The sequence below is a fragment of the Neorhizobium sp. PAMB6716 genome (genome assembly GCF_058242805.1).
Window position 1 is genome coordinate 20,355 of the sequence record NZ_CM177835.1, and the last position, 18,842, is coordinate 39,196.

An 18,842-nucleotide genomic window follows, 5' to 3' on the forward strand; every position below is an offset into this window, starting at 1 on the left:
CATGCAGGAAGCTTACGACATTCTCGATCTGGTCAGTCAGACCAAGGCGCGTGGGGAGCCCTTTGCGATTGCAACGGTTGTCCGCACCGTCTCCGTCACGGCGGCCAAGGCCGGCGCCAAGGCCGTCGTTTTGGCGGACGGAAGCATGTCGGCCGGCTGGATCGGCGGCGGTTGCGCCCGTGGCGCCGTGCTGAAGGCCGCGCGCGAAGCCATTCGCGACGGTCAGCCTCGGCTGGTGAGCATCCAGCCGGAAGATCTACTCCATGTGCAGCAGGTGAAGCCCGGAGATACCAGAGACGGCGTGTTCTACGCCCGCAACATGTGCCCGAGCCAGGGCACGATGGATGTGTTTGTTGAGCCCGTCTTGCCGCGCCCGCAGCTTACCATTCTGGGCGCCTCTCCGGTAGCCGCGGCGCTTGCCGATATTGCCCGTCGCATGGGCTTCTTTGTTACGGTCTGTGCGCCGCTGGCCGATCATACGGCTTTTGGCATCGCCGACCGGATGGTCGATGGTTTCGACCTGCCGAACGACGGCTCGCCGCATGGCTTTATCGTCATTGCGACCCAGGGGCGTGGCGACGGCGCCGCGCTGAAGGCCGTACTTGACGTACCGACGCGCTACACCGGTTTTGTCGGCTCACGCAAGAAATTTGCTTCTCTGAGACGGGATCTGGAAGCGGCCGGGCTCGATGCCAGGTCGATGGATGACATGCGCTCGCCGGCAGGTCTCGATCTTGGCTCCATCACACCGGATGAAATCGCCTTCTCGATCGTGGCGGAAATGATCGAGATCAGGCGACGTGGCCAAAGAAACTCATAAAGGGAGAACAATCATGGACATGAATGGATCACAACGCATCGAGGCGTCGCGCGAAGCAGTTTACGCGGGTCTTAACGATGTCGACATCTTGCGCCAGTGCATACCCGGTTGCGAGTCGATCGAAAAGACGTCCGAAACCGAGATGGTTGCGAAGGTCACGCTGCGCATCGGTCCGGTCAAGGCAAGCTTTGCCGGAAATGTCACCTTGTCCGATCTCGATCCGCCGAACGGTTATACGATCTCCGGCGAGGGATCGGGCGGCATGGCCGGTTTTGCCAAGGGTGGAGCCAAGGTCACGCTCGAACCGGATGGCGAGGCAACGATCCTCAACTATACGGTCACTGCCGAAATCGGCGGCAAGCTGGCACAGATGGGCAGCAGGCTGATCGACAGCACTGCGAAGAAACTTGCCGGCGATTTTTTTGCGAAATTCGGTGCGGTTGTCGGCAAGCCGCCTGCCATCGAGGAACCTGTCGTCGAGGCATCTGCGGAGGAGCCGGCCAGCAAGGGCTGGATGAGCCGCATCCTCGGCACCAGTCCAACGGCCTTTGTCATCCTCGCCCTGACGCCAGGCCTGTGCTGTATCACCGGCAATCATTCCGCCATGGCGAACGACACGATGATGTTCTCGATCTGTGCGTCTGGCGCTGTGCTGTAACGCGGTTGTTTCGCCGTTCATGGACATCGTTCTGCCGTGTGGCGGTGGAATTTCTGTTTCCATCCGCCTTTTAAGGGACGTCGAGCCGCTGGTGCATGTATTCGGAGCCTCGACGCCCGCCACCTGTCTACATTGCGTTACCCGCCGGAGCGCTGTTGCTTGCGAGAAGGGCAGTTTCTGACCGTGTATCGTCCACGCCCCCGCCTGATTATCGCAGGACAATTGATCGAAACGCGGATGGTTGCGCGACTGACCAAGGCTTCTGGCTGCAACGTCATTCAAGCCCCATCCAGGTCAAGGCGCGGCGCAGTTGCTGTCCAGCAATGATATCAGGTTGGCGAGCAGGGCCGTGCGGGGCGCCAGGCTGCTGACCAGGATATGCTCGTCGTACGTATGGGCTCCGGCACCATCGGCTCCGAGCCCGTCCAGGGTCGGCACGCCGAGCGCGGCGGTAAAATTGCCGTCTGAACCACCGCCTGTCGCCATCCCCTCCAGCATGATGTCGAGTTCGGCTGCAATCCTTGCCGCCTCGTCGAAAAGCCTGGCTCCTGCTTCGCTTTGGGCAAAGGGCGGCCGGTTGAGGTCGCCCGAAATCTCGAAGGTGATGTCGGGATCAACCGGGGTCATCGCCCGGATCTTGTCCATGATCTCGACAGCTATCGCAATATCGGGAAGCCGCAGATCCAGCTGAAGCCGGCATTCGGCCGGAATGGTGTTGCGGCCCGTGCCGCCTTGAATGGTGCCGGTGGTAACCGTGATGCCGCGCGCCGGATCGTTCAGCGCTTCAAGCTCCAGAACCAGGCGGGCTGCCGCGCGGATGGCGGAACGTCCGTCGAGGGGGCGCACGCCGGCATGCGCGGCGCGGCCACGAACCGTGATGTCGAACATGGCAACGCCCTTGCGGGCGGTAACGATCTTGCCGCCATCGCGCGCCGGCTCGACAACCAGTGCATAAGCCGCATTGCGGGCAAATTCCTCGATCATCGGGCGAGAACTTTTCGAGCCCACTTCCTCGTCGGGGACGATCAGCAGGTCGACCGGCAGGGTGTGGCCCCTCTTCGTCGCAAGCTTCATCGCCTGCAACGCCATCAGAACGCCGGCCTTCATGTCGTAGATGCCGGGGCCATACAGCCGGTCGCCGTCCTGGCGAAACGGCAGTTTGCCGCTGATGGTGCCGGTCGCATGCACGGTGTCGATATGCGCAAGGACCAGAATGCTCCGGCCGTTGTAACCCTCCGGCCGCGGTGTGCGCACAGCAAGGATGTCGCCGAAGCCAAGCGTGCCGGTTGTCCGTTCGACCGAAAAGTGTGCGTCGCGGGCCAGAAATTCGACGCGATCGGCCAGACGGTTGACGGCTGCGGCATCACTGCTCGGCGTTTCAATCTCCACCCAGAGGCGAAGTTCTTCAAGGAGCGCTGCGAGATCAATGTCATCCGTCTTGATGGAAAGGGTCATCCAACTATCACTCCTTGTCTGCGGCAGGGAAAAGCCGGATCAGGTGGGTCGTCTCCGCATCCACCCTTTCACGGCTGTAAAGCAACGGCACATAGTCTCCGCGCGACCATGGCTCGGAGAGATCGGCATAGTGCGGCGAGCGCGGATCGCCGGACTGTCCGGGTGTGTTGACGCAGACGCTGTTGTCCCAGGACCCGACGTCCATGACGAGCCGCACCGAGGCCCCGGCATTTACCCCGAAATCGCTCAAGCGATAGGCTGCGTGCATGGGGGTCGAGCGGCTGCCGCCAACGGCGAGCGGCCCGACATTCCATTCGGCTTCGGCCGCAGGCTTCACCCGGCTCGCAGCATGTTCGAAGAGCGCCCGGTGCAGGTCGCCCCAGCGCCATGCGGAGGCGTCAGGACCGAGCCGGGTGGCGCAATCCTCGAAGCCTTTCGCAAGCGTTGAGAGCATCAGCGCATCCCGCTCACCCCTGCTCCAGAGGTGTTGGGGCGTCTGGAGCAGCGTGAGAAGCCGGTCGAAATCCCCGGGAAGCAGAAGCTGGCGCACGGCCTGATCAGGCGCAAAACGGGCGAGGAGGCCGGGCCGCAGGTGCTTCATCCACCAGACCTCGAAGAGTGCTGCCGCAGCACTGCCGGCTTCGAGATGAAAATCCCAGTCATCGAACAGCTGGAGGCTATGGATCTGCATGGTATCGAGTAACGCTGAGGGCGCGATTTCTTTCAAAAGAGTAACGATGACCTCGGCGGGGCGCGAATAGACATCCGTCTGCAGCGCCATGGACGCCGCCAGCGTATGGCTGCGGTCGGCACCGAGCACGGCTTTGATGCGCCTTGCCCGGCTGCCTTCGGCCCATTCATGCCCGATCGAGGGGGCTGCGGCATCCCGATCTCCGGGCAGGTTCATCTCGTTGGCAGAGGCGACGTAACCGGCGGCGGGGTTGACTTGGCGCGGCAGTTCCTCCGGCGCCAGAAAGCCGTCCCACTCATGGCTTCCGTCGCCGGGCACGGGCAGCAGACCCTGCCAGTTATGCCGCACCGGCGTGAAGCCTGCGGTGAACCAGCCGATAGTGCCCTCGACATCGGCACTGACATGATTGACCGACGGCGTGCCCCAATGGCCAAGGCTATTCGCAAAGGCCTGCGTCGAGGCGCTGCGCATATAGGACAGGCTGCCGAGATAGGCGGCCGCCCCCGGCGAATGCCAGACGGTGCGCATCGCAACGGCACGACAGCGGTTTTGATCTTCATGCAGTACCGGCCCGTGACGGGTGAACGAGAGCGTCAGCACCTGCGCGTCATGTCCCTTGACCGCAAAGGCCTGTTCGATCCGCTCGATCTTTTCCCAGCCATTGCCGTGACGATAAAAATCCGGTTCGCCTTCCCGTGTCTCGTAGACGTAGATATCTTCCTGGTCGGCGCCGAAGATCGTCAGGCCGAAAGCGGTGCGGTCGTTGTGGCCAATCGAGACGCCCGGCGCATTCGGTTCGCCAGTTCCGATGACGTTGAGATCAGGCGCTTCCAGGTGAACGAGATAGCGGAGCGAGGGCACCGCATGAGCGCGGTGCGGATCGCTGGCGAGGATCGGCCGGCCGCTTTCGGTGCGCGAGCCATGGACGGCCCAGTTGTTGGACCCTTCCTCGGCGCTACGCTGCACGATCTCACCGAGATCCGTCACCTCCGTCCATGCCCAGACATCGGCAAGGCCGGCGGCGAGCCGAGCCTTTTCAAAGGTGACCGGCGCTGTCGCAAGCTTGAACAGCCGCACCGCTTCCAGCGGCACATCCGCAAAGGACAGCCCGTCCGCCAGCTTCGGCTCCACCGGCGGGTCCAGCTCGAACCGCAGGAGATCCGTTTGCGCATCCGCCATCGCCATCACATTGGCGCGCAGGATTTCTGAGACGCCATTGCGGGTGAGGGCATGTGAACGAATCCGCACCACATCCTCCGGCTGCCAGCGGGCGGGCTGCGTGCCGAACACGGCAAATTCCGGCGGCAAGCGCTCCCGCTCGTGGTTGCAGAGCGCGATATAGGCGTTCACCCCATTGGCAAAGGCGGTGCAGATCGCCTGCGTGTCATCGGCATAGGCGAGCCATTCGGCCGCCATGTCGCCCCGATAGAGAAAGTGCCGCGCGGCATGATCTTGCGCGAGATAGCCCGGGCCGAAATCGGCAGCCAGCAGGCCAAGGCCGCGCTTGCGCCAGAGATCGAGCTGCCACAGCCGGTCGCGCGCCGCGTTGAAGCCCTGCAGGAAAAAGAGATCCGCCTCGTTCGCCGCACGGATATGCGGGATGCCCCAGCGATCGACGCGGATCTCGGCCTCGGCCTGCAGCCCGGCAAGCCGGATGGTTTCCTCGGTGGCGCTATCGGTCATGGCATCTCTCTTCAGGCATGGTGGCAGGCGACGCGGGCGCCATCGGCGCGCGGTGTCAGTTCGGGGCGCACCTGCGAGCAGATTTCTGTCGCGAGCGGACAGCGCGTGTGAAAGGCGCAGCCGGAGGGAATATTCGCCGGGCTCGGCAGTTCGCCCTGCAGGATGAAACGCTGTCTGCTCCGCTGCACCGTCGGATCGGCCTCCGGCACCGCCGACATCAGCGCGCGGGTATAGGGATGTTTGGGATCGGCAAAAAAGGTGTCGCGGTCGGCAATTTCCACAAAGCGGCCGAGATACATCACCACCACCCGGTCGCATATATGGCGCACAACGCTCAAATCGTGAGAGACGAAGAGGTAGGAGACGCCCATGCGCTGCTGCAGCGCCACGAGCAGGTTGAGGATCTGCGCGCGCACCGAAACATCAAGCGCCGAGACCGGCTCGTCGCAGATCAGCAGGTCCGGCTCCAGCGCCAAAGCCCGCGCGATCACCACGCGCTGGCGCTGGCCGCCGGAGAACTGGTGGGGATAGCGGTCGGCATGTTCGGGCCTCAGACCGACCTGCGTCAACAGGTCCGCCACGCGCTCTTTCAGCGCCTTGCCGCGTGCAATGCCGCGAACGATCAGCGGTTCGCCAATGGTGGCGCCGATGGTCGAGCGCGGATCGAGCGACAGGGCCGGATCCTGAAAGATCATCTGCACCTTGCGCCTGATGTCGTTGAGCTTGCGACGGTCGGCGCCGACGACTTCCTCGCCGCTGATCTTGACACTTCCGGACACCGGCGCCTGCAAGCCGACAATGGTGTTGGAGAGCGTCGACTTTCCACAGCCCGATTCCCCGACAAGGGCAACCGTCTCGGCCCTCCTGATCTCGAGGTCAACGCCGTTGACGGCTTTCACCACCGCACCGGACGAGCCGAACAACCCGCCGCGGCCGCCGAAATGAACGGCGACATCCCGCAGTTCCAGAACATTGTGCAGGTTTTCGGTCATGCGGCCCTCCCATGGATCTCGGCCATGCGGTCGATGTGCCAACAGGCGGAGCGGTGACCGCCGCCGCAATCGAACAGCGGCGGCTGTTCTGCTCGGCAGCGTTCGGTTGCCAGCGGACAGCGGTCTGCAAAGCGACAGCCGGCATTAAATTCGTTCGGCGTCGGCACGCGACCCTCGATCGTCGCGAGATCCGCCTTCGGCGCATCGCTGAGTTTCGGGACGCTGGCGAGCAGGAGTGCGGTATAGGGATGCCTTGGCTTTTCGAACAGGGCATGGACCGGCGCGATCTCGGCAATGCGTCCGGCATACATCACCGCCACATCGTCAGCGATATCAGCGACGACGCCCATGTCATGGGTGATGATGACGATGGCCGTGTCGCGGTCCGCCACGAGTTTCTTCATGAGGTCCAGGATCTGGGCCTGGATGGTGACGTCGAGCGCCGTCGTCGGCTCGTCGGCCACCAGCACGCGCGGGCTGCAGATCAGCGCAATCGAGATCATGATGCGCTGGCACATGCCGCCCGACAACTCGAACGGATACTGATGCAGCCGTCGGTCGGGATCGGGAATGCCGACATCTTCAAGCATCTGGCGCGCCTTGGCGTAGGCTTCTGCGCGCGACACCTTGTGATGTGTCCGGTAGGCGGCAGCGATCTGGGCTCCGACCGTCGTCAGTGGATCGAGCGATGCGCTCGGCTCCTGGAAGATGATCGAGATTTCCTTGCCGCGCGCCTTGCGGAACGCACGCTCGGACAGGGCCGTAAGCTCCCGGTCGCCGAGGTGTATGGTTCCGCCGGACCGGCGTGCTGCCGGCGGCAGCAGGCCGAGCAGGGCATAGGACGTGAGTGACTTGCCGCAGCCGGATTCACCGACCAGCGCCATCACCTTTCCCGGTGCCACGGTAAACGATATGCCGTCGACGACATTGGCGCCGCCGATCTCGATGGTCAGGTCTTCAACCGACAGCAGCGGGCGTGGGTCCGTCTCCATACGGTAATCCCTTAACCTGCGGCTGCCGGCGAGGCCGGGTCAGGTCGTTTGTAATTGCCGATGGAATTGCCACCGTCGACACTGAAGACGGCACCGGTGATGAAGGACGCCTGCTCGGAACAGAGATAGGCAATCGCGCCGGGCGCATCTTCCGGGCCGCTGGCGCGCCCGAGCGGAATGTTTTTGAGCATGTTCTTGACGTAGTCGTCGTCGAGAGCCGAGACCTCGCTGCCCGGGGCAAAGCCGGGTTCGACGATATTGACACGGATGCCATGGTGCGCAAGCTCCATGGCAAAACCCTTGGACAGACGCTCCAGCGCCGTCTTCGAGGTGCAATAGGGCACCGAATTCTGGTTCATCTTGCGCGCGGCGCCGGATGAAATATTGATGACCGACCCCTTGCGGCCATCGGCAATCATCAGCTTTGCCATCTCGCGCGTCAGCACGAAGGGTGCCCGCAGATTGACACCGAAGACGCGGTCCCAATCGGCAAATTCCATCTCCAGCAGGCTGAAACGGGTGTAGATACCGGCATTGTTGACAAGAATGTCCGGCGCCTTCCATTCCCGGCGCACCAGATCCACCAGATCGAGCATGGAGGCATCGCTCGTCAGTTCGGTGGCATGCAGGAGCGTGGTTGCCGGATCAAGGTTGAGATCTGCCGCGACCTTTTCCAGCGCCTCCATGCGGATATCGCTGAGGCAGAGCTTTGCACCGCGCTTGGCAAAATAGGCTGCGGTCCAGCCGCCGAAAATGCCGGCAGCGCCCGTGATGACCATTGTCTTGTCGTGGAAGTCCATAAATGTCACCTCAGCGGGAACGGGAGCGCGGGTCGAGCTGGTCGCGCAGCCAGTCACCGAGCACGTTGACGGAAAAGACGAGGAGGAAAAGGCAGGCGCCGGGAACGGCGACGATCCACCAGGCACGTTCGAGATATTGGCGTCCGACGCTCATGATCGAGCCCCAGCTGGCCGATGGCGGCTGTATGCCGAGCCCGAGGAAGGAAAGACCCGATTCCATCAGGATCATCAGACCGAACTCCGCCGTTGCGACGATCAGCAGCGGACCGGCAATATTGGGGAGGATGTGGTGAAGGAGGATGCGCACGGCACCGGCCCCGGCAAGCTCGGACGCCTTGATGAACGGCAGGTTCGACACCTGCAGCGTCTGGGCATAAGCAACGCGGGTGTAGCGCGGCCAGCGGGTCAGGCCAAGAACGAGGACGAGCTTCAGGAAACCAGGACCCAGCACAGCAACCGTGAGGACCGCCAGCAGGATGGCCGGGATCGACATCATGATGTCGACGAGGCGCATGATGATGGTTTCGGTCCAGCCGCGGAACCAGCCGGCCAGCATGCCGAGCGACACGCCGACAAGGGTGGAGACGACCACCGAAAGCACGGCAACACCGAGGGAAATCCTCGCGCCATAAAGGGTGCGCGACAGAAGATCGCGGCCGAGATCATCCGTGCCCATCCAGTAGGTGATGCCGCGATAGGAAAAGCCGGGCGCCTTCAGACGGGCCAAAAGCGCCTGGCTGTTCGGATCGGCTGGCGCGAAAAAGGGCGCAAAGACGGCGAGAAGGATGATCACGCAGAGGAGAATGGAGACGACGATGACCGACAGCGGAACGCGGCGGAGGCGCTGGCGCACGGCATGGGCGCTTGCAATCACGGACATATCCTCACCTCACCAGCCGGATGCGCGGATCAACGACCACATAAACGAGATCGGCCGCCACGCTGGTCAGCACATAAACGAATGAAATCAAGAGCACGATGACCTGGACGACCAGGAAGTCGCGCGACTGGATGGACTGGATGGCAAGCTGCCCGATGCCCGGCCAGGCAAAGACAGTCTCGATGATGACAGCGCCGGCAAGCAGGTTGCCAATCTCCAGTGCGGCGATGGTGATAACCGGAATGGAGGCATTGCGCAGCACGTGGCGAAAGACGATCTGACGAAGAGACAATCCACGAGCGCGCCCGGCCCGGACATAGTCCTTGCCGAGTTCGTCGATGATCGCGATCCGCGTCATGCGCGCAAAGGTCGACATCGAAAGTGCGCCGAGCGCAATCGACGGCATGATCATTGCGGACAGCTCGCCGGCCCCTGATGTCGGCAGCCAGCGCAGCGTGACGCCAAAGATGAAGATCAGCAGAATGGCCGACAGGAAGGTCGGCACGCTCTGGCCGGTGACGACGATGGCGGCAAGGATCCGCGCGATGGCGGTGTCGCGCAGGGTGGCCATGATGATGCCGGCGGGAATGCCGATGCCGATCGCCACCAGCAGGGCGCCGGCGGCAAGCTGGATCGTATAGGGCAGCCGCGAGGCAACGATATCGAGCGCGGGCACCCGCTGGACGACGGAAATACCGAAGTCCAACTGGGTCAGCCCATAGAGATAATCGAGATACTGGATATGGATCGGCCGGTCGAAGCCGAGCTGGTGGCGCAGTTGGGCGATCATTTCGGCAGAGGCATCCTGGGGGACCAGAAGCAGCGTCGGATCCCCCGAGAGATGCATGACAACGAAGACGATCGTGAGCACGCCGAAGATGGCGATAATGGCCTGTATCAACCGCTGGACGGCGTAATTCAACACGATCGCTTCCTTGCCTTACTGCTGCCAGCTCATGTCCATGACGAACATGGCTTCGTTGGCCGTCGGCTTCCACTCCAAGTTCTTGGCTGCCCCATAGAGCGCATAGACCTGGTAGAGGCCAAGACCCGGCACGTCTTCTCGCAGGATCTCGTAGGCTTGCGCATAAAGCGCCTTGCGCTTCTGCTCGTCGAGAATGGTGCGGGCCTCATCAACCAGCGCGTCGTATTTCTCGTTCTTGTATTTTGCCCAGATGCTGCCGCTGCGGAACAGCGGAAAGATGATGCCGTCGGCATCCTGGCAGGCGCAGGACCATGCGCCGAAGGCCATGCCGCCGGCATTGTCGGCACCGCCCTGGCGACGCTTCAGGAAGGTCGCCTGATCGCTCGAGGAAATCGTCACGTTGAGGCCGACCTCGTTCACCATCTGCTGAATGGCTTCGACAAGCGCACGCGGATAGGAGGGCGAGGTCAGGAATTCGACGGTTGCCCCTTCGGCGCCGGCGTCCTTGACCAGTTGAGCTGCCTTTGCCGGATCGTAGGGGTAGCCTTTCACGTCGGCGGTATAACCGAAGATCGGCTCGGCACCGACGACGTCCACCGCTTTGCCGTAGCCCTCGAGAAGGGCATCGACCAGACCCTGCTTGTCGATGGCATAGGCGATGGCCTGACGCACGCGCAGGTCCTTCGTCGGGCCTGCCTCGGCATTGATGTAGAGATAACCAACGCGCTCGGTCTCGCCCGACAGAAGCTTCGTGCCGCTGTCGTTCTCAAGCGAGGATGCCTGATCCGGAGGCACGTCGCGGATGAGGTCGGCCTTGCCGGTTTTCAGGTCGGCGATGCGGGTGGAAACATCGGGCACTGCCCGGAAGACAACCTTCTGGAAGGGCGGCTGGCCGCGCCAGTAGTTGCCGTATGCCTCGAGATTGGTTGCGATGCCCTTTTGCCATTCCACCAGCTTATAGGGTCCGCTGCCGAGCGGCTTCAGGTTGAATTCCTGGTCGCCGACCTTCTCGACATAGGCTTTGGGCACGATCGACAGTTTCACGAGCTGGGCCAGCAAAGCCGGATAGGCCGACTTGGTCGTCACCTTCACCGTGGTGGGATCGACGGCTTCTGCCGTCTTGATCTGATCGAACTGCGACAGCTGCGGGCTCTTCAGCGCCGGATTGATGATGCGGTTGATCGAGAAGACGACATCGTCGGCTGTCAGCTTGGAGCCGTCCTGAAAGGTCACGTCATCGCGGATCTTGAAGGTGAGGGTCGTGTCGTTGTCATAGGTCCAGGCGGTTGCGATCTGCGGCACGATCTTGCCGGACGTATCGCGTGTCAGGAGATTGTCGAAGATGTTGCGATAGACCGTATAGCTGTCGGTGTTCCACTGGAGGTGCGGGTCGAGCGTTGCCGCATCGTTGGGCAGATCGATCGTCAGCGTGTCCTTGGTCTGTGCGACGGCGGTCGACGCCATCAGCATCATGACGGCGGCAGCGATGGAGGCCAGTCCTGTTTTCATGTCGTTCACCCTCTTCCCTATTGATTTTTGGTTGTCGAACCGGTTTCAGCCGGCATGCCCAGCTGCGGCCAGGCCGCACTCCTCAGCACAGTATCGGGCCAGTTCCGCATGCGTACAGAACCAGACATCGCCCTTTGCCTTTGCATGGCGAATAGTTTCCTCAAGAATGAAGATTCGGGAGCGATGGCCGACGTGATGCGGATGAAGCGTCACCTGGAAGAGGCCGCCTTCGTCCCACGCGACGTCCATCTCGCGCCGCAGGATGTCCGCCACCATGGCGGGTCCTCCATAGGGGCGCGCGCCGGTCATTCGGTCCATCGCCACGTAAGGCGCATCGTCGCGGATCCATTCGACGGGGATCTCGACCATGCCTGTCGGCTCGCCGTCTTCCAGAAGCTCGTAAGGCTCGTCGTCGGCCATCAGGGAGGAATCGTAGAGGAGGCCCATCTCGCGAGCGATCGCCAGCGTATAGGGGCTGAAATCCCATGATGCGGTGCGCATGCCGACCGGATGGACGCCGGAAAGCCTTGCCAGCATGTCGGCAGCCCGCAGCGCCAGATCCCGTTCGGTCTCAAAGTCGAGACGCGAGTTGAATTCATGGATCCAGCTGTGCATGCCAAGCTCGTGGCCACCGGCAATGACGGCCTTGACCTCGTCCGCATTGATCATCGCCGAGACGGCCGGCATGAAGAAGGATGCGGGCACGCCATATTTTTCCAAGAGCGCCAGAATGCGCGGCATGCCGCGGCGGGCGCCGTACTGGCCCTGGCTCAACCGGCTGATGGATTCACCGCCGTTTCGCAGTTCGAATGTCTCGTGGTCGCTGTCAAACGAGATCGCGACAGCCATGCGCGCGCCGTTCTTCCAGGTCGCCGGTTTCAGAGACCGTCCGGCTCTCGCCTTGCCGATCTTCTGGCGCCAGATTTCCTCGTGCCACAGCCAGGGCTTCTGCCGATCATGATCTTGCGTGGCGCTCATCGGTCACCTTCATCCTGTGGCGCTTCGCAATCCGCGTTTCGCCTCTGCTTCAAAAGTGTTACAAGCCTAAGAATTAATCAGCAATCTAGGATTTGTTCACGGATATGAACTCCGAGGTCAAAAGTGCCGGGCGTATCCTCGATCTGCTCGAATACCTCTCGCAGCGTCGGGAAGCAGTATCGCTGTCGCAGATCATCCGTGACCTGGGCTTTCCCAAGTCCAGCGCCCATGGCTTGCTCCAGACCCTGACGGCCCGCGGCCATCTCACCCAGGATGAAGCCGGGCGCTATACGCTGATTGAGTCCAGCCACGGTTTTCCCTTTCGCCCGCACGAGGAGCCGCTGGTCGTTACTGCGCGCCCTCACATGGAAAAGCTGCGCGACGAATCGGGAGAAACAGTGCTGCTTTCGACCATGAACGCAAATTGCGATATCCGCAGGCTTGCCAAGTGCGTGAGCCATCATCCACTGCGCTACGACGTTAATTTGGATGCAGCGATCGCGCCCTATTGCACGGCCACCGGACGGCTTCTGCTGGCCCATGCCCGCCCAGACGTTCTGGAAAGTTATATGTCCCGGGTGCAGTTCCTCACCTACACCCGCTATACCGTCACCGACCCGGACGAATTGCGCCGGCTGCTCCTCAAGGTGCGCCGTGACGGCTATGCGCTGAACGATCAGGAATTCGTCACCGGTTCCACCGGCATCGCCGCGCCGGTTTGGAACAGCAAGGGTGAGGTGATTGCCGCGCTCAACCTGGGCACGCTGACATCCCGTTTCCTGGAAAGGCGGGAACTGCTGATCCTGATGGTGCGGGAAGCCGCCTTCCAGCTGAGCCGGGCCATGGATTGGCGGCCCTAGGACGGAGATTTCAGGGATCTCTTGTCGCCCGCCTCGTTTTTTGCCGACACCCCCCGGGAGCGCGCCAACATGTTTTCGATGGCCGTGAGGCCGTGATAGATCAGCACGGCCAGCGCGCCGACGATGAGGCCGCCCTGCAACACGAAGGCAAGGTTGTTGGATTGTAGCCCCGCGATGATCACCTCGCCCAGCGTTTTGGCCGCAACGGTGGAGCCGATGGTTGCTGTGGCAAGGCTGATCACCACCGACAACCGGATGCCCGCGACAATGACCGGCATTGCCAGCGGCAGCTCGACCTTGAACAGGCGCTGCCGCTCCGTCATGCCGGACCCACGTGCTGCTTCCATCACCGACGCGGGGACAGTGGTGAGCCCCGTCAGCGTGTTCTCGAAGATCGGCAGCAGGCCATAAAGAAACAACGCCACCAGCGTCGGTTTTTCGCCAAACCCGAGGATCGGGACGGCCAGCGCCAGCACGGCCACGGGCGGAAACGTCTGGCCGATGTTGACCAGGCTGCGCGACAGCGGCAGGAATTCTGCCCCGAAGGGCCGGGTCACCAGAATGGCGAGCGAAAGGGCAACAACGGTCGCGCCGACTGTTGCGATTGCGACCGTGCGCAGATGCATGATGGTCAATGTCAGCAGGCTGCCCTGATTGTAGATCGCGGGGGCGTTGTCCTGCACGAGCGGCTTCAACAGCGGCTCTAACCATTGGGGTGAGACCAGGAAGGTGACAAGCACCGCCAACAACAGGCCTCGCAGAAGAGAAGGGATCCACGCCCTCATTGCGGTTTCGCTGCGCGCCGGGTGAGCGTTTCCAGCGTCACCTGCCCAAGGATCGTTCCATCGGCATCGATGACCGGCAGGGCGCTGCGGCCGCTCCAGAGCATTTCCGATAGAGCCTCTCGCAGGCTCACTCCTGCTGCGACCGGTTTTCCGCTCGCCAGGCCCGGTTCGACCGCATCTCCTGCCGTCCCGATCGACAAAAGCCGGAACGGCCGTTCACTGGCGCCGATCATGGTCTGGACGAAATCCGTCGCCGGGTTTTTGACCAGTTCGGCGGGGGTGCCGTATTGAACCAGCGCTCCCTTGTCCATGACGGCAATCCGGTCGGCAAGATGGAAGGCCTCGTCCATGTCGTGGGTCACGAGAACAATCGTGGTCTTCGTCACCTTCTGAATGTCGAGCAGATCGGCCTGCGCCTTTGCCCGGATGATCGGATCGAGCGCTCCGAACGGTTCATCCATCAACAGGATGTTTGGCTCCGCCGCCAGCGCCCGCGCCACGCCGACGCGCTGCTGCTGGCCGCCGGAAAGTTCATGCGGTAACCGCTGCGCAAACACAACGGGATCGAGCTGGAAGAGGTTCAGCAGTTCCTCGACCTTGGCATCGATCCGCGGTTTATCCCAGCCGAGCAAAGCCGGCACCGTTGCGATATTCTGCGCCACCGTGCGATGCGGGAAAAGACCGTGACCCTGGATGGCGTAGCCAATGCGACGGCGCAGGACATACCCCGGCATGGCGCGATTGTCTTCACCATCGATCCGGATCACCCCTTCCGACGGTTCGACAAGCCGGTTGATCATCCGCAGGAGCGTCGTCTTGCCGGATCCCGATGTGCCCACGATGACTGTCACCGTGCGGGGCTCGATCGTCATGGTCACAGTGTTGACGACCGTGTTGCCGTCATAACGCTTGGTGATGCCGTCGATTTCGATCATGCGGTCCTGCCTCGATTGTGCGACGGAGCATTCATTTCAATGAGGGCGTCGAGAACGATGGCCGCCGTAAAGGCCAGCACCACGGTCGGTACCGCCCCAAGCAGCACCAGATCCATCGCCGTCTGGCCGATACCCTGAAACACGAAGACACCGAAACCACCGCCGCCGATCAGCGCCGCAATCGTTGCAAGGCCGATATTCTGGACGAGAACGATGCGGATGCCGGTGAGGATGACTGGCAGCGCCAGCGGCAGTTCGATGCGCAACAGCCTCTGTCGGTTCGTCATGCCGGTGCCGCGCGCCGCCTCGTTTGTTTCGCGGGGGACGCCGGCCAACCCCACCACTGTATTGGCAACGATTGGCAGCAGCGAGTAGAGAAACAGCGCAACGAAGGCGGGCGCCGCCCCGATGCCGCGGATGCCGATGGCTGCCGCTCCCGGCACATGGATCGCGATCCAGCCGAGCGGTGCGATGAGGATGCCAAACAGCGCAATCGAGGGGATTGTCTGGATCAGGTTGAGCGTGTTCAGCACACTGTCGCGAAGCGGCGCCACCCGATGACAGAGGACACCAAGCGGAAGCCCGACGACGGCCGAGGCCAGCAGAGACCCGAGCGCCAAGGCCACATGCTGGCGGGCTTCTCTCCAGAACACGTCGGCGCGGCCCGCATATTCCTTGAGGATCGACAGCCCGTCCCACTGTCCCGACATCAGGATCGCCGCCGTACCGGCGAGCGTCAGCAAAAGCAGCACGACCCGCATGATCGGCCGTGGCCCCAGCCGCGTGATCGCGTCGGCTGCGAGCAGCGCATAGGCAAACAGCAGGACCCAGAAGCCGGATGCCGGCGAGACACGGGCATAGGTGTTTTCCGGCGGCGTCAGATGCCATGCCGCCATCCCGATGAAAAGGCTGATCGAAACAAGCGCAACGGCCGACGTCACAAGCCTGATCGATGGCGGCGTCTTCAGGAGAACGATGATGGCGGCAGCAAACATCAGCCCGAGAAGAATGAGGCCGATCCCGCTCGGCAGGGCATCAAGGATCGATTTTGCGACGCCTGGAACGATGCGGTTGGCACGGACTGTCGCAAACGGTGCAACGGCCACGCCATATGCAATCAGGAGCGTGATGACGACGCCCAGCTTATCCAATCGACCCGTCAAACCCGCGTCCCTGACCGTGTTGAAAAGGCCGGCCTCCAACAGGAAACCGGCCGTCTTGCGGAAAGCTTATTTCAAAAAGCCATTCTTTTTCAGAAAGTCTTCGGCAACCGCCTTGGCAGGTTCGCCGCCGACCTGAACGCGGCCGTTGAGGTCCTGCAGCGTCACAAGGTCGAGCTTTTCGAACACGGGCTTCAGCAGCGTCTCGATTTCCGGATGTTCCTTGAGAACAGCTTCGCGGATGATTGGTGCCGGCTGGTAGACCGGCTGCACGGCCTTGTCATCTTCCAGGACGACCAGACCCGACGGCGCGATGCCGCCATCCGTGCCATAGACCATGGCGGCATTGGCGCCGTTGGTCTGGTTTGCCGCAGCGCCGATGGTCGCGGCTGTATCGCCGCCCGACAGCGTGATCAGCTGGTCCGGTTTCAGCGTAAAACCGTAGGTCGTCTGGAAGGCCGGCAAGGCGGCCGCGGAATTGACGAACTCGGAAGAAGCCGCCAGCACGACCGTGCCGCCGCCGGCCACGTATTTTCCGAAATCGCTGAATGTCTTCAGGCCCTTGGCATCGGCTAAATCCTTGCGCACGGCAACCGCCCAGGTGTTGTTGGCCGGCGACGGCGTCAGCCAGACGATCTTGTTGGCGTCGTAGTCAAGCTTTTTTGCCGCCTCGTAACCCTTGGCGGCATCCTTCCAGACGGGATCGTCGGCCTTTTCGAAGAAGAAGGCGGCATTGCCGGTATATTCCGGATAGATGTCGATCTCGCCGGCGGTGATCGCCTTGCGCACCACCGGTGTCGCGCCAAGCTGCACGCGATCCGTCGTCTCGATATTGTTGGCCTTCAGGACCGCCAGGATGATGTTGCCGAGAACGCCGCCCTCCGTGTCGATCTTCGATGAAACGGTGACTTCAGCATTGGCGGCCGCTGCCGACATCAGCGCGGCAAAGGCGCTGGCGATAAAGAGTGTGTTGATGCGCACAGTTGGGTTTTCCCTTCAAAAAGGATGCAAGTTCTCCAAGGCCGGTCGGCGTCCATCGGAGCGTAAGCATCCATATGTGGCGCTGTTCGAAGAAAAATAGCCCAGGGCTAAGACAGAATTTGCATCGCTGGACTTCACGTCCAAAAGTTGAGGGAAAGGCCACATACACTGAGCCCGCAGGTTATGGGCCACGTCGACGCGGGTATCGAGATTATACCCGCGTATTCGACGATTGCTGCACCTGATCAGAAACTGAGGGCAGCCGGTCTCATTCTTCTACAATCGCTTCCACCTCGATTTCCACCTCATAGTCACCGATCAGGTTGCCGGCCTCGATCAGTGTATTGGCCGGAAGAATTTCGCCGAACACGCGGCCATGCGCGCGCGACACCGGCTCCCACTGGGATGCGTCCTTCAGGTAGATCCGGCTGCGCACGACGTCTTCCATCTTCGCTCCGAGTGGATTGAGAGAGGCGGCGATCTTGTCGAGGATGTAGGTCGCCTGGGCGCCGGCATCGCCCGGTGCCACGCAACGGTCGGTGCCATGGGTCGCCGTCGTGCCCGATACAAGAACCCGGTTGCCGATCCGGACTGCACGGCTGTAGCCCGCAATCGGCTCCCAGATGCTTCCGGAGGAGACACGCATGCGGCCCGGTCGACCCGGCATCGGCTCGGCCTGATAGACCGACGGGATGGCGTCGAGATGATGGCTGAGGTCGCCAGACGCGGTGAGGAAAGGGGGCTTGCGGTATTCATCGCCGCAATCGCCGGGGATGGGATTTGTCTGTGCAAAGGCTGCGTCGAGCAAGGCGTGGTCTTCCGCATCGAGAGCAAAACGGAAGACATTCAGGTTGTCGTCGCGATGTTCGCTTTCGCCAAGCCGTGCCCCGATGATGGTGGCGGCCACCGCCTGATGCTCCAGCACCCAGCGGCTTGCGACATTCGACAGCGAGACGCCGTGCTTCTTTGCAATATCGGACGCCGCGCGCAAAATGGCCTGATAGGGTTCCCAGCCGCCGGCGCTATCGATGAAGCGCTTGTATTTCGAGCGGCTCCAGTCGGGAATGGAGGCGGGCTCCGGCTGCCCGAGCCATTTTTCCGAGAGGAAGCCACCGCAGAGCGTGCCATAGGCCAGCAGTTTCACGCCGCTGCGGGCGCAGAGACCCGAAAGGGCTCCGGCCGCACGGCGGTCAATGAGCGAGAAGGAGACCTGATTGCTGGCAATCTCGATGCCGTCGGCGAGCGCCAGCGCCAGATGCGCCGCATCGACATTGGTGAGGCCGAGCGCCCCGATCAGGCCTTCCGTCTTCATCGCCTGCATTTCGTGCAGGGCATCCAGCCAGGCCGGATGTTCAAACGTCCACCAGTGGAACTGGAGAAGATCGATCTTTTCCACGCCGAGGCGCTGGAGGCGGTCTTCGACGCCGCGCCGCACGATATCGCGCGTCATCGGCCCCGGTTCCGGGCACCATTTGGTGAAGGCGCGCGGCTTTGCGTTACCCTCTGGAAAACGCTTCAGAAGGCGTCCGGTGATGATTTCCGCCGATCCGTAATGGTCGGCCATGTCGAAGGTATCGAAACCGGCACGGGCATAGGCCTCCAGCGCATCGGCGCCCTGTTCGGGATCGATGGTCGTGCCATCCTTCTCGATGTCGGCCACCTGCCAGAGGCCGCAGACGAGGCGGCTGATCTCCAGATCGGGCGCGAGAAGGGTGCGTTCGGGACGGGTGTGCATGAC

17 protein-coding genes are annotated in these 18,842 nt (G+C 62.3%); 3 read left to right on the forward strand and 14 right to left on the reverse strand.

Going from position 1 to position 18,842, the window contains the following annotated elements; all coding sequences use genetic code 11:
- The first annotated feature begins 1 nt into the window (after window position 1).
- Both AC4CWH_RS00100 and AC4CWH_RS00105 read left to right on the forward strand, forming a co-directional pair.
- Window positions 2-820, forward strand: coding sequence for an XdhC family protein (locus tag AC4CWH_RS00100; protein ID WP_491319876.1), 819 nt, complete (start codon window positions 2-4; stop codon window positions 818-820).
- 13 nt (window positions 821-833) lie between these two features.
- A complete protein-coding gene (locus AC4CWH_RS00105; protein WP_491319877.1) occupies window positions 834-1,478 on the forward strand; it encodes an SRPBCC family protein in 645 nt (214 codons plus the stop codon).
- 294 nt (window positions 1,479-1,772) lie between these two features.
- On the opposite strand, the gene AC4CWH_RS00110 is transcribed toward AC4CWH_RS00105, so the two are convergent.
- Genes AC4CWH_RS00110 through AC4CWH_RS00150 form a run of 9 tightly spaced genes read right to left on the reverse strand, consistent with a single transcriptional unit; the run spans window position 1,773 to window position 12,383 of the window.
- A complete protein-coding gene (locus AC4CWH_RS00110) occupies window positions 1,773-2,933 on the reverse strand; it encodes a M20 family metallopeptidase (protein WP_491319878.1) in 1,161 nt (386 codons plus the stop codon).
- A gap of 7 nt (window positions 2,934-2,940) precedes the next feature.
- Entirely contained in the window at window positions 2,941-5,307 is a 2,367-nt protein-coding gene (locus AC4CWH_RS00115) for a penicillin acylase family protein (RefSeq protein ID WP_491319879.1), read from the reverse strand.
- Between the two features lie 11 nt (window positions 5,308-5,318).
- Complete coding sequence (locus AC4CWH_RS00120; RefSeq protein WP_491319880.1) at window positions 5,319-6,299, reverse strand: ABC transporter ATP-binding protein; 981 nt, start codon at window positions 6,297-6,299, stop codon at window positions 5,319-5,321.
- Window positions 6,296-7,291 (reverse strand): ABC transporter ATP-binding protein, encoded by a 996-nt coding sequence (locus AC4CWH_RS00125; protein ID WP_491319881.1) that lies wholly within the window; start codon window positions 7,289-7,291, stop codon window positions 6,296-6,298. Before AC4CWH_RS00125 ends, AC4CWH_RS00120 begins: the two co-directional genes overlap by 4 nt.
- Before the next feature lie 11 nt (window positions 7,292-7,302).
- Window positions 7,303-8,091 (reverse strand): SDR family NAD(P)-dependent oxidoreductase, encoded by a 789-nt coding sequence (locus AC4CWH_RS00130; RefSeq protein WP_491319882.1) that lies wholly within the window; start codon window positions 8,089-8,091, stop codon window positions 7,303-7,305.
- 10 nt (window positions 8,092-8,101) lie between these two features.
- Window positions 8,102-8,971, reverse strand: coding sequence for an ABC transporter permease (locus AC4CWH_RS00135; RefSeq protein WP_491283602.1), 870 nt, complete (start codon window positions 8,969-8,971; stop codon window positions 8,102-8,104).
- A 4-nt stretch (window positions 8,972-8,975) separates the two neighbouring features.
- A complete protein-coding gene (locus tag AC4CWH_RS00140; RefSeq protein ID WP_491319883.1) occupies window positions 8,976-9,896 on the reverse strand; it encodes an ABC transporter permease in 921 nt (306 codons plus the stop codon).
- A 15-nt stretch (window positions 9,897-9,911) separates the two neighbouring features.
- Window positions 9,912-11,405 (reverse strand): ABC transporter substrate-binding protein, encoded by a 1,494-nt coding sequence (locus tag AC4CWH_RS00145; RefSeq protein WP_491319884.1) that lies wholly within the window; start codon window positions 11,403-11,405, stop codon window positions 9,912-9,914.
- A 45-nt stretch (window positions 11,406-11,450) separates the two neighbouring features.
- Entirely contained in the window at window positions 11,451-12,383 is a 933-nt protein-coding gene (locus AC4CWH_RS00150) for a polysaccharide deacetylase family protein (protein WP_491319885.1), read from the reverse strand.
- Window positions 12,384-12,487: 104 nt separating this feature from the next.
- Here AC4CWH_RS00150 and AC4CWH_RS00155 point away from each other — a divergent pair, with 104 nt between their 5' ends.
- Window positions 12,488-13,243 carry an IclR family transcriptional regulator gene (locus AC4CWH_RS00155; RefSeq protein ID WP_491319886.1) on the forward strand — a complete coding sequence of 252 codons (756 nt, stop codon included), beginning with the start codon at window positions 12,488-12,490 and terminating at the stop codon, window positions 13,241-13,243.
- Here AC4CWH_RS00155 and AC4CWH_RS00160 read toward each other — a convergent pair.
- The 5 genes from AC4CWH_RS00160 to AC4CWH_RS00180 form a co-directional block, all read right to left on the reverse strand.
- On the reverse strand, window positions 13,240-14,028 hold the full coding sequence (locus AC4CWH_RS00160; protein ID WP_491319887.1) for an ABC transporter permease: 789 nt from the start codon (window positions 14,026-14,028) through the stop codon (window positions 13,240-13,242). The genes AC4CWH_RS00155 and AC4CWH_RS00160 overlap by 4 nt on opposite strands.
- Complete coding sequence (locus tag AC4CWH_RS00165; RefSeq protein ID WP_491319888.1) at window positions 14,025-14,963, reverse strand: ABC transporter ATP-binding protein; 939 nt, start codon at window positions 14,961-14,963, stop codon at window positions 14,025-14,027. Before AC4CWH_RS00165 ends, AC4CWH_RS00160 begins: the two co-directional genes overlap by 4 nt.
- Window positions 14,960-16,126 carry an ABC transporter permease gene (locus tag AC4CWH_RS00170; RefSeq protein ID WP_491319889.1) on the reverse strand — a complete coding sequence of 389 codons (1,167 nt, stop codon included), beginning with the start codon at window positions 16,124-16,126 and terminating at the stop codon, window positions 14,960-14,962. Before AC4CWH_RS00170 ends, AC4CWH_RS00165 begins: the two co-directional genes overlap by 4 nt.
- Before the next feature lie 66 nt (window positions 16,127-16,192).
- Window positions 16,193-17,059, reverse strand: coding sequence for a glycine betaine ABC transporter substrate-binding protein OsmF (gene osmF / locus AC4CWH_RS00175; RefSeq protein WP_491321313.1), 867 nt, complete (start codon window positions 17,057-17,059; stop codon window positions 16,193-16,195).
- Between the two features lie 313 nt (window positions 17,060-17,372).
- Window positions 17,373-18,839 (reverse strand): aldo/keto reductase, encoded by a 1,467-nt coding sequence (locus tag AC4CWH_RS00180; RefSeq protein WP_491319890.1) that lies wholly within the window; start codon window positions 18,837-18,839, stop codon window positions 17,373-17,375.
- Window positions 18,840-18,842 lie beyond the last annotated feature (3 nt).